10 protein-coding genes are annotated in these 12056 nt (G+C 50.1%); 3 read left to right on the forward strand and 7 right to left on the reverse strand.

From position 1 onward, the window contains the following. Positions 1–4 precede the first annotated feature (4 nt). The 3 genes from RB298_RS08415 to RB298_RS08425 form a co-directional block, all read right to left on the reverse strand. The gene (locus tag RB298_RS08415) at positions 5–616 is read right to left on the reverse strand and encodes a flavin reductase family protein (RefSeq protein ID WP_213580927.1); all 612 of its coding nucleotides are present in this window, start codon (positions 614–616) and stop codon (positions 5–7) included. Further along, positions 613–1566: a ring-cleaving dioxygenase gene (locus tag RB298_RS08420; protein ID WP_486046770.1), complete on the reverse strand. Its 954-nt coding sequence runs from the start codon at positions 1564–1566 to the stop codon at positions 613–615. Before RB298_RS08420 ends, RB298_RS08415 begins: the two co-directional genes overlap by 4 nt. 246 nt (positions 1567–1812) lie before the next feature. Then, positions 1813–2892 carry an AI-2E family transporter gene (locus RB298_RS08425; protein ID WP_009589554.1) on the reverse strand — a complete coding sequence of 360 codons (1080 nt, stop codon included), beginning with the start codon at positions 2890–2892 and terminating at the stop codon, positions 1813–1815. 223 nt (positions 2893–3115) lie between these two features. Between RB298_RS08425 and cls the strand changes: the two genes are divergently transcribed. Beyond that, positions 3116–4564 carry a cardiolipin synthase gene (gene cls, locus RB298_RS08430; RefSeq protein ID WP_015737583.1) on the forward strand — a complete coding sequence of 483 codons (1449 nt, stop codon included), beginning with the start codon at positions 3116–3118 and terminating at the stop codon, positions 4562–4564. A gap of 123 nt (positions 4565–4687) precedes the next feature. Then, positions 4688–5092 (forward strand): VOC family protein, encoded by a 405-nt coding sequence (locus RB298_RS08435; protein ID WP_015737584.1) that lies wholly within the window; start codon positions 4688–4690, stop codon positions 5090–5092. Positions 5093–5139: 47 nt separating this feature from the next. Here RB298_RS08435 and RB298_RS08440 read toward each other — a convergent pair whose 3' ends face one another. The 4 genes from RB298_RS08440 to RB298_RS08455 form a co-directional block, all read right to left on the reverse strand. Further along, complete coding sequence (locus tag RB298_RS08440; RefSeq protein WP_213580984.1) at positions 5140–5568, reverse strand: MarR family winged helix-turn-helix transcriptional regulator; 429 nt, start codon at positions 5566–5568, stop codon at positions 5140–5142. 187 nt (positions 5569–5755) lie between these two features. Further along, positions 5756–6166 (reverse strand): VOC family protein, encoded by a 411-nt coding sequence (locus tag RB298_RS08445; RefSeq protein WP_015737586.1) that lies wholly within the window; start codon positions 6164–6166, stop codon positions 5756–5758. Positions 6167–6315: 149 nt separating this feature from the next. Continuing rightward, positions 6316–10329 carry a glycosyl hydrolase family 18 protein gene (locus RB298_RS08450; protein WP_486046773.1) on the reverse strand — a complete coding sequence of 1338 codons (4014 nt, stop codon included), beginning with the start codon at positions 10327–10329 and terminating at the stop codon, positions 6316–6318. Positions 10330–10776: 447 nt separating this feature from the next. After that, a complete protein-coding gene (locus RB298_RS08455; RefSeq protein WP_486046775.1) occupies positions 10777–11145 on the reverse strand; it encodes a YybH family protein in 369 nt (122 codons plus the stop codon). Positions 11146–11266: 121 nt separating this feature from the next. Here RB298_RS08455 and RB298_RS08460 point away from each other — a divergent pair, with 121 nt between their 5' ends. Beyond that, positions 11267–12043, forward strand: coding sequence for a helix-turn-helix domain-containing protein (locus tag RB298_RS08460; RefSeq protein WP_096776865.1), 777 nt, complete (start codon positions 11267–11269; stop codon positions 12041–12043). Positions 12044–12056 lie beyond the last annotated feature (13 nt).

Below are 12056 nucleotides of genomic sequence, written 5' to 3' on the forward strand. Positions count from 1 at the left end.
CCTGTCAGACCGGACGCTCAATCGTAAACATCTCTCCCAGGGTCGAATAGATATTTCCTGCCATGCGGCTCACAGGTTTCAACTTCGAGGCGTCAATCCGGCCATGCTCGTAGAGCTCCTCGGACACGTGAAATCGGACGACGCGGGCAATCAATAGATCAGCGGCAGGCAGCTGATCCGCGCCATCCAACGTGACGACCTGCTCCAGCACGCATTCCATGCGGATCTTGGATTCCAGAACGCCGGGAACCTTAACAACGTCACTAACGACCGGGGTTAAACGGGTTCGGTCAAGCTCACTTTCGTCCGGAGGCAGATTCGCCGCCGTTTCGTTCACGGCTGCAACGGTATCTTCGTCCACGATGTGGATGACAAGCTCGCCGCTCTGCATGGCATTTCTCGCCGTGTCCTTGGGTGCACCGTTCTTTCGCTGAACGGAAACCGACAGCAAAGGGGGATTGCTCGACGCAATGGAAAAGTAACTGAACGGCGCCGCATTCAGCACGCCATCCGCCGATAATGTCGTAACGAAAGCGACCGGACGCGGAACGACGCTTCCAATCAGCAGCTTGTATGTGTCCCGTTCGCTTTGGGTATTCGGGTCAATGGATATCACTTGAGTTGCCCCTCTCCTGTATTTTTGACTTGTATAGGCTCCAACCCCTGCTCGATTCGGGCACGCTCCGGTTCGAACCAGGCAGGAAGCTTTAATTGTTCCCCCAGCGAGTGCAGGTCTTCGTCCACCGTAAATCCGGGCGGATCGGTTGCGATCTCAAACAGGATCCCCCCACGTTCCCTGAAATATAACGCTTTGAAATAGTTACGGTTCCTGATATCCGTAGGGCGAAATCCCTGCTCCTTCACCCATTCATGCCATTTGCCGTGCTCCACATCATCTTGAGCCCGCCATGCGATATGATGGGTCGTTCCGGCACCTCCGGCTCCCAAAGGAATATCCCGCATCGGCAGATCAATCACGTTGCCGAAGGGGCCCGCAGCTTGAAACCGGGCATAATTGACGTCCTCTCCAATGTAGGTCAGTCCCATGACGTTCTCCAGCGCCTTCTTCGTTTCCTCCCATTTGCTGCTGAACAGAACCGCGCCGCCGAATCCCTTAATGGCTGTATCCGGAGTTATATCGTCCACGGACCAGCCGTTATTCGGACCGCCTTCCCGCTCCACCAACTCTAGCGAAAGTCCGTCCCGATCGGAGAATTGAAGATATTGTTCGTTAAACCGGAAAGCCTTCATGACGGGAACGCCAAAGCTCCGCAGCCGCTGTTCCCAATAAGGCAGGGCCCCTACAGGAACGGCAAAGGTCGTATATCCTGCCTGTCCTCCTCCACGCAGCCCTCTTCGCGAAGCGGAGGAAGGGAAGAAAGTGATGATCGTTCCGGGTTGTCCTCCTTCATCCCCGAAATACAGATGATATACCTCGGGCGCATCGTAATTCACGGTTTTCTTTACCATTCTGAGTCCTAGCACGCCTGTATAAAAATCAACGTTCTTCTGCGGATCCTGCGCATAAGCGGTAATATGATGAATGCCTGCCGTATGTAATGTCATATCCCATCTCTCCCTCACCGTTTCGTGTCGAAACCCGTTATTTCCGTTCATGATCCGTTTTGCATGATGGATGAGCCATAAATCATAAATAATCTTTATATTTAATATCTTTAATTTAAGATTAAATAATTTTCTTATCGTTGTCAAGCTCCTGTTCACCCCAAATTTATAAAAAGCCGCCAAGAACGATTCCTCGCTCTTGGGCAGCTTTAATATGCGGCTAAAGGCCGCCTCCCTATCCCACGCTTAGGCTTTTTGCCATTTCTCCTTAAAGAACAGCTGGTACACTCTGGTTACGATAATTTTAATGATCATATAGATCGGTACGATCAGCAGAATTCCGATAATCCCGCCAAGATCCTGTCCTACCAGCACCAGGATAATGATGGTAATGGGATGGATCGCCAGCTGTTTGCCGAAGATATACGGACCAATCAGGTTGTCCTGAATCTGCTGGGCCGCCAGAATGACGACAAGGGACCAGATCGCGGTTCCCGGGGACTGAATAAAGCCGATAATCACGATCGGGATCGAGGATAGAATGGCGCCGATAAACGGTATGAAATTCGCGATGACCGCCACGACCGTCAACAGCAGCGCATAAGGCAGGCCGATAATCAGGAATCCGATATACATCAGAACCCCCAGCGCCAAATTGACGAGAACCCGGCCTACGATAAAGCCTTTGAGTGCATTGTTGATTTCATCCAGCACCGAGGCTCCCTCGCCCTTGAATCGGTCAGGCAAAAAGCTGACCACCATCTTCCCGAATTTCCCGCCTTCCTTCAGCATGTAATACAGGAGAATCGGGAACGTAAACAATACGATGGCAAAATTCGACACGAACGAGAACAGATTCATAATATAATTCGTCAGGAACGTGAAGCCTTGATTCAAATAATCGGTGAGCTGTGTAAGCGGGTTGGCGTTCTCCGGAAAAATATCCTGGAAAAAACCGTTATTCTCCAATTCCTGAAGCTGCTCGCCAAGCTTGGCAAACAAGGCTGGAGCGTTCTGTACGAGAGCCACGATCTGATCGCGCAGCGATGGCCATACGCCCAGGATAAAGCCGGTAAGGATACCCGCGAACACGACATACAGGAGCAGGATGGCCAGCGAGCGATTTAGCTTGCGTTTTTCCAGGAGATCAACCAGCGGTCTGAGCAGGTAATAGAAGAATCCCGACAGCATCAACGGCACGAGGATGATGGAGAAGAACGAAAGTACGGGTCTGAATATAAAATCCACCAGCGATCCCAAATAAATGATGGTCAGCACCAGGATCACGGCAAGACACAATTTGAAAAACTTGTTCATTTTCAGCAAAAAGCATGCCCCTTCTCCTATTTTTTCACCATCGTATCATGACAACGAGTACGGATTCAAATGGCTCCTTCTATATTCGTTGCGAGCGACCTTACCCTACCCGCCAACGTTTTAGGACCTTTCGGTTTCACTCCATGCCGCCGATATATACTTCTTCTAACGCCTCACGTATAATATGAAGGATTGCTAGGGCAAGGCTATAGTGTAGGAGGATATCATAAACATGCATGTTACATCCATCATTCTCGGTCTGATCATCGTTCTGAATATCGTGTTCTCCATGTTCGTGGTTTTCAGGGAACGGCGGGATGCCGGCTCCACCTGGGCATGGCTGCTGGTGCTGTCCTTTATCCCGATTCTGGGCTTTGTGCTGTACTTGCTGTTCGCCCAGAATTTAAGAAGAATCCGTCTCTTTCATTGGGACGATCTGCAAAAAACCGGCATCGAGAAAGTATTGCTGTCCCAAATGGAAGGGATGAACAACGGCGAATACCCGTTCACCAATCAAGCGGCGGCGGACAACAGCGATTTGATCCATATGCATATCAATGAGAACCAGGCGATCCTTACGGACGACAACCATGTTGAAATTTTTACGGATGGACGCAGGAAGTTTGAACGGTTGTTTCAGGATATCGAGGAAGCCAAAGACTATATACATATTCAGTACTACATTATCCGCCGCGACGAGCTTGGCAAGAAGCTGATCTCCCTGTTGACCCAAAAGGCTAATGAAGGCGTGAAGGTCCGTGTTCTATACGATGAGCTGGGCTCGCGTCAACTAACCAAAGGCTTCTTCAAGGCATTCCGCGAAGCCGGTGGAGAAGCCGAGGCCTTCTTCCCGTCCAAGCTGCGCTTCATTAACCTGCGGCTGAATTACCGGAATCACCGAAAGCTGGCGATCATCGACGGCAATATCGGGTATGTCGGCGGTTTCAACGTCGGGGACGAGTACCTGGGCCTCAACTCCAGGTTCGGGTATTGGCGGGATACCCATCTGCGCATCCAAGGCGAGGCCGTTTATGCGATGCAGGTTCGCTTCATTCTGGACTGGAATCAGGCTTCGCATCATAACGATATCACTTACGAATCGAATCTGTTTCCCAAGATCAATTCGCCCGGCAATGTCGGGATTCAGATTGTTACCAGCGGTCCGGATTCCCGATATGAACACATCAAGAACGGTTATATCAAAATGATTTCGTCCGCCAAGAAATCGATTCATATTCAGACGCCTTATTTTATCCCGGATGCCAGCCTCCTGGATGCACTGCGCATTGCGGCGCTTTCCGGCGTAGAGGTGCATCTGATGATTCCGGATAAACCGGATCATCCCTTCGTGTATTGGGCTACCTTATCTTATATCGGGGAAATGCTGGGTACCGGGGCTAATGTGTATCTCTACAATAATGGCTTTATTCATGCCAAGACGATCATCATCGATGAGAAGATTTCGTCCGTGGGCACGGCGAATATCGACGTTCGAAGCTTCAAGCTGAATTTCGAAGTGAACGCATTCCTGTACGATGAGCATATATCGAAACAGTTGACCCACATCTTCCACCAGGATCTGCGGGTATCCAGCCAGCTTACGATGAAGCAGTATCTGGAGCGTTCGCGGTGGATCAAGTTCAAGGAGTCCATCTCCCGCCTGCTGTCGCCTATTCTATAGGACAACCCCGAGATACTGCCGTATCATTTAGCAATCCAGAAGAAATGTGAGGGCCAGAGACCGTTTATACTAAAACCAAGGAAAACGAATCCATCATATTAAAACCTGGGAAGGATGTTGAACGTGGCTAAACTGACACCGTATATTTTCTCTGAGGATGCAAAAGCGCAGGCTGAGTTTTATACCCAAGCACTGGGAGGAGAAATCTTATCCGTGCAAACCCATGGCGAGGTTCCCGGAACCAAGGAAGAATTGAAGGACAAGGTCATGCATCTGAGTCTGGTAGCCGGAGGAATCCCGATCTTTATGTCGGACTCGATCTTCCAAACCCTGGAGCGTGGGAACGGGATTCATCTGAGCCTGTCGTTTGAGAGCGATGCCGAAGCCCATGAAGCTTTTGACCGCTTGGCCGAGGGCGGCAAGGTGATTGATGCGCTGAAGACTCAATTCTGGGGAGCGCTGTTCGGGGTGCTGGAAGACAAGTTCGGCGTGTTATGGCAGGTCACGACGGAAGTCCAAGCCAATTAATCTTAGAAAAGGCCCTTCAAGTTTGGCTTGAAGGGCCTTTTTTGCGTTCAGTCCTTATTCTCTAATCGATCGCTAACCTCGTATAGGCGCAGGGATAGTTCATCCCCTTCGGCATTGCCTAAAACATCTCCGTATCGACTACGCAGATTGTTCCAGCACTCGTGTATTACTTTCTCAAGAGCCTTTCCTTTATCGGTCGTATAGATCAGCGACATCCTTCCTTCCACCCGATTGTATACCAGTCCTTTAGCGGCCAGCTTCTCAATCAGTCGGGTTACGGTGGATGGCTGGAGGTGTAGAATTTCGCCTAATTCCTTCTGCGAGATCCCTTCCTTCTCATATACAGCCATAAGCAGATATGCATACGTAGGCGACAATCCGCTTGCGGCAAACTCGTCTTCGGCCATCTTGGTCATGACCCGGCTAAGGCGATTGGCTGTGAAGTAAAGGCATTCTTTGATATACGTATTGAGCATAACGGTTACCTCTTTCGGGCTGAAGTTCATCATGTTGAAACGCCTCATATTGTTTGCACATACAAATATAGTGGATTTCGAAATAAAAGTAAAGCGGCAGTTTCCCCCCGTCTCTTGGAGTCATCTGCCGCTTCATTCTATTAGGATATGTCGTTCAGGTTGCGATCCTGCTTAGGATAACGCTGCTTTATTCGACATGGCTCTGATCCATGTACATGACTTCCCATAGATGTCCGTCCGGATCCTGGAAGCTCCATCCGTACATAAACCCGTGATCCACCGGGTCGTTGGAAGGCGATCCCCCAGCAGCCAGCGCAGCGTTCACGATGTCATCCACCTGCTCCCGGCTTTCTGCCGACAGCGCCAGAATCACTTCCGTTGTGTTGGCCGCATTCGACAGATCTTTCTTGGTGAACGTCTTGAAATAATCCTCGGTGAGCAGCATGGCAAAGATGTTATCGCCTATGACCAGGCAGGCCGCATTCTTATCCGTAAACTGCTCATTAAACTCAAAACCGATTTTCGAGAAAAAGTCTTTCGTTTTCTCCAGATCCTTAACCGGAAGATTCACAAAAATATTATCGATTTTCAATGCCATCTACGATCACCTCATCCATTTGATAGATTCATCTTAGCATGGGCAGCGGCATGGCATTTCTTTTCGCTTGCTATGTTCAAGCCATTATTCGTCCAATTCCTTGAAAAACACATCCGTCAAAATGGCCTCCGCTCCCTTATACCGTCATATTAGTTCGATAACTCCGCTGCACGCAGTAATCTCATAACCGTTAAGACCGTTTGCGCTTTGGTTACGTGAGATTGCGGATCCAGCTTGGTAGCAGACACCCCCAGCATTATCTTCCGTTCTACGACAATGGCGACGGAAGACTTCGCATAGGACGAAACCCTGGAGTGATCCTTGAATTTGTTTAACAGGCCTTGGTCAGCTTCATTCTTCTTACCGGCATACTCCAGCACATTGCTTAGAATAACCGCCAATTCCTCGCGCGTAATCAAGCTGTTGGGATCAAAGATATCGCCTGTGCGTCCCTTCACCAGTCCTGCAGCTTTGGCAGCCGCGATTTCTCTGGCGTATCGGGATTTCGGATCCACATCCTTGAAGCTGGAATCCTTGTCGTCAGGCAATAGACCCAGCGCTTTCACCAGGATGGAGATGATCTCGGCACGGGTAATGTTTTTATTTGCACCGAACGAACCGTTATTTTCTCCGGATACGATCATTTTGGCGGCAGCTTGCGCCACGTCTTCCCGTGCCCATGAAGGAATCGCGTCACTAAATCGGATATCCTGCTGTACCAGCGCATAAACGCTGCTGCCGGTTTTCTTGATTTCAACGGTCACCGTGCCGTCCGTATTCACTTTAAACAATGTCGGAACGGATCGAAGCTCGTTTGTACCCGGTATATAGACCACTCCGGTCGCACGTTTTATATTTATCTTTTTCGCATCCAAGGTAACAAACTCGCTGACATGGGATTTCCCGAAGCGTGTCAGCTCGGTTGCCGTTTTATCCGCGTGTACTTGCTCAAGCTTGAACTGCAGCGGACTCGCCAGTGTTTCTTTCCCTTGAAGCAAGGCGGCCAGGCTTGCTGCGTCCTTATTGTCTGGAGCCACAATCGAGACTCTCACCGGCCCGGAAACCGAGATGAGCGAAGCCGGAATCCGGTATTCCGTACCGTTTAGGAAAACGGACAGACTGGCTTTGGCCCCTTTTTTCGCAATGGCCGCAATCACTTCTTGCGGAATTTCCAGCACCGCCTGCTTCGCGCCGGCACCTGCATGGAGCTGGAAGTTGGAGGATTCCGATTGGTTAATGCCGTTAACCGCCGCAGCCGCAGGCACGGTAACTAGAGCCTTATCTCCTTCAAGCACAACGTTGGCTTCGAGTTGATCCTTGCCTTTAGGCGGCTGTGGCGTCGATGGCGTTGTAGAACCGGATCCGCCGGAGCCTCCTCCGCCTTCAGAGCCACCGGAGCCGTTGCCCGAAGTCGTGATGCTCAGCTGATTTGAAGCGCTGGAGACGCGGTTGATCTCATCTCCCGTTCGATCCACGGCAAGCACATGGATCTTGTAATTCGTTAGGGGGCTGAGGCCCTTCACGGTATAACCGTTCGTTGCCACCGAGCCGGACAACGCATGATTCACGTACACTTCATATCCCGTTGCTCCCGTCACGGCATCCCATTTCAGCTGGATGGAGCCGGAATCGGCGCTTACCTTGGCCAGATTCCCTGGAGCCGGGAGTGCCGATGCATGGACTTTGCCGTTGATCGGCAGATCGTGAACGAGTTGGGTCGTCAGCGTCTTATTGCGGTCGCCGCTGATATCCCAGCTCATGACGCCTGCGATATCCAGCGATTTCACGATGGAAGCCGTATATTTCATGGTGTCCTTATCGTTGTAAGTGATGAACACTTTATTTTGCTCATTGTACAGGTATGGAACTTTGGCGGATTCGTTCCAGTATCTCTTATAACCGTTCTTGTCGATGTAGTTATTCTCGAGATCGCTGAAATCGAAAACGCCCGCTTCCCATGTCTTTAACGCGGATCCGCCTTTGCAAGTCTGATATTGGCCGGTAGGCGGGCAATCATCCCAGCCTTTACCGTAATATGGCACCCCGGCGATCAGCTTGTGCGTTGGCACCCCGCCGTTCAGATGGCCCAGCAAACCGCCGAGCACATGATTTCTCGGAGCGGAGGAGGCGGCTCTTGGATGCTTGTGGTCAAAGAACAGCGGTGCATTATGGTGACCCAGCGTCTCCCAGCTGCCGCTGTAATCGTAAGTCATGATATTGATGAAATCGAGAAACGTCACGGAATTCGCAAGATCGGCATTTTTAACGAAATTATCGCCCTGCCCGGAAGCAATCGTCAGCAGATAGTACTTCCCGTCTTCTGATCCTGCAGCATCCAGCGCCTCGCGAACGGTCTTCATTAACAATGTGAAGTTTTCCGTATCCTCCGGTCCCCGGGAGTTGTCGTCTTCCCCGCCTTCAACAGGATACTCCCAATCGATATCCAAACCATCGAATTTGTATTCTCGGAGGAAATCCACCGCGGAATTCGCAAAGGCCCGGCGTGTTTCTTCGGTCTTGGCCATGTTGGAGAAATGATTGGACCAGGACCAGCCGCCAACCGATATCATAAGCTTCAAATGCGGATTAGCGGCTTTCACGGATTCGAAAGCTTGGAAATTTTCGAAATCCTTTTCGGGATCGCCAAGTATCATCTCGCCATCATACACGTATCGATTTTGCAGCGGAACCTTTGGGTCTTCACATGCTCTTACCGTGCTTCCGAACTTCTTCCAACACAAATCAGCAAACGCGTAATTGATATGCGTGATTTGAGAAACGTCAAGATCGGACGGATAGAAATTCCGTTCGGCCGGTAGTGCTGACCAAGAGGTGTAGTAGGTAATATTATTATAATTGCTGCCTGGTACAACCGTAATCGCTTGACTGATCGGCGATGTCCATAAAGGGTTAACAGCGATGATCTGGAACGAATACGTCTTACCTTCCTGCAATCCGGCAGCCACAAACCGGTTCTCGCTGCTTGTCGCCACCTTATTTCCGTCCTGATAAATATGATAGCCCGTTGCTCCCGGAACCGGAGCCCATCCCAAGGAGACGGTAGACCTTGTAGCTGTAACAGCCTGCAGCCCCTTTGGTGCAGCGAGCTCTCCCCATTTTAAATGTACAGCGTTACTCTTCACCGAAGTTTCCGGGTTCTGTCCCTGCAATGCTTTTTGAGCAGTAACTTCAAAGATATAATCGCGATTGGCTGTTGGGTCCAGGGAGTACGTGACCGACGTCACCGTTTCCAAGGTATCGACTTTATTCCCGTCCACATACAGCTCGTATCCGGTAGCTCCTGAGCTTGCTCCCCAATTTAAGGTCACCGATTTCTCGGAAACGTCCGTTACTTTCAGGTAACTCGGAGTTGAAATCGGAGCTTGTTCATATACGGTTTGATCCGCGGTGGTCGTGAATTCAAGAATATTGCTCTTCATATCCTTTGAGGGCCTGTGGTCATACCAGGTAATATATATGCGGTAGGTTGTCTCGGGCTTAAGCCCTGTAACGGCATGCGTGGTTAAATTTCCCCACGTGATATAAGCATCCGTATCTGCATTCCAGACATCGATATCGTTCTTGTCTCCCTTGAGGAAATCCCATTCAAAGGTAGCCTGGTTATGCGTTACCTCCACTAATCGCAGATTCTGGGGAGCGGACGTTTTTGGAGGCTTAACCTCGCCATCCAGCGTAGTAAACTCGATTACATTACTCTTATGCCGTTGGTCCGGACCTTGAGACGGTCTCTCATACCATGTAATGTATAATTTATAGGTTGTGTTGGGTTTCAAATCATCCAGGGTCCGGCTTCCGCCGTTCCCCCATGTATACCATGTATCATCCACGGCGTTCCAGACATCAATATCAAACGTATGCTGCGGATTATTTTTGTCGTAATCCCATAGTATCGTTGCTTCGGTGGCCGTGATGGAGTCTTGCACAATTCGCAGATTCTGCGGTGCTAGCGGATCCTGGGAGCCATAGGTCGAGCCTGTTACCGTCACCGGCTCGATGCCGGAGCTCGTTGCGGTAATTTCTGAAGGAGATGCGCCTTCTGCTGCAAAGGATGCAGGCGCATGAAGCAGTGGGGTAAACATGAGAATAAGGGCCAAAAAACACAGTACCCATTTCGGGCGTCTTTTCGTGATAAAGGGTATCACCGTTTTCACCTCTGTCGATTAAATTTCGATTGCAAATGATACAGCATTTCCATGAATGTCTGTTCCTCTTGGTGTCACCCGGGTGGTATCCTTGATGACTTGCCCAGCTTCGCATATCGCTCGAAATCCACTCGTTTTTGAAAGCGGTTACCAATCCAGGTAAACTTAACTATGTAAGATTCATCCCCTCCCCCTTTTCGCTCCATACCTACACCACTTGCTTGCTGTATCGCTCTACTACGGCCCCCTTTCAATGAAATCCATGTTGTTCAATCCATATTCATATAGTTGTATCATGGAACCTGCGCCATCGATTGAGAAGGGATACATTTCCATAGAGATGGGATAAATTCTTGTAATTTTATATTCTGTTAATAAATTCAATCCAAAAAAAAGAGCCCTCGAAAGGCTCTTCTTCTGTTTCCTATGTAACAGGTGACGGCCGATTCATCTAATTGAACTTAGATGCTCATGCTTTAATTTCCATACTCCGTCGGCATCTCGAACGAATACGTTCGTTGCTCTCCCGCTCCCGGTCATGTATTCCCCCTGAAAATACCCCTCGTAGTGATAAGTATAAATGCAGACAGCCGAATGTACATCAGTCGCAATCCACACCACGTCCTCCGCCCGGTAGACCTCATCCCGGATGACGTCCCAAGCGTGCTCGAAATAGGCCCTGATTTCCTCCAGGCAACAGCAGCTCCGGTCCGAGAACCAATACACCGCTCCCTCATCGAGCAGCCGGGCTACCTGATCAAAATCATGCGTATTCGTCGCCGCTATGTAGGCCTCAAAGGCTTTTTGATATGACATTGTTTCGCACCTCCCTATCTTATATCCTACGTATTCTTCAGGATCCACGCCACGATTCTAGCAATCTTTATGGTATGATATGGAGGCAATTTTATTCACAAAAAATAACAGGTGAACGCCCATGATGAGCATCGCTCAATTCGCAGAACGCACCGGCATGGTCCCCAGTGCGCTTCGTTTCTATGAATCCAAGGGGATTCTGGTTCCGGCTGAACGGCTAGAGAACGGTTACCGGTATTATGGATTTCACCAAATTCACGAAGCCAAGCTTGTAAACAGCCTCCGTCAATCAGGCATCAGCCTTGGGGATATCCGGTGTTTCCTTGAAGCCGAGGAAAGTACGCGTTCCGAGCTGCTTGCGCGCTGGCGGCGGGAAGCTGAGGCACGTCTACTCTCCGTCCAAATTGCGAGTCAATATTTAAACGGGATGGAACCGGGTCGCGGCAGTCTGCATCTCATCAATTGGGAACAACCCCTAACCGTGATATGGCAGCCGTTTTTGGTAGACAAACCAGTAAACTCTTATTCGCGGGAAATGAAACAAGCGGCAGCCAGACTCCATGACCTCAACATTCGCACGCAAGGCTCCAGCTTGATCAAGGTGATGGACTCCCTCCCGCACGCGGTGCTAATTGAAGTCGGATATCAAATTTGTACGGAATCCTCTCGGAAGCCAACGCCTCCGAAGACACCCTCCGAAGCCTATTTGGAGTCCATCCCCCCTACCTTGTTCGTATCGGTGGACAGCTCATGGGAGGACACCTTCGCATGCATGCGAACGATCCGCTTCCTTCAGAAGTTCGGTTTCGAACCTGCGGGCAAGCGGCTGGAGCGGCATTATCCCGATTCTCCTATATTCGAAATCATGATTCCTGTCATGCAAACTCGCTTCTCTTGACCTTCAAGTTACT

The organism is Priestia sp. BR_2 (genome assembly GCF_041954005.1).
Lineage (GTDB): Bacteria > Bacillota > Bacilli > Paenibacillales > Paenibacillaceae > Paenibacillus_AQ > Paenibacillus_AQ lautus_A.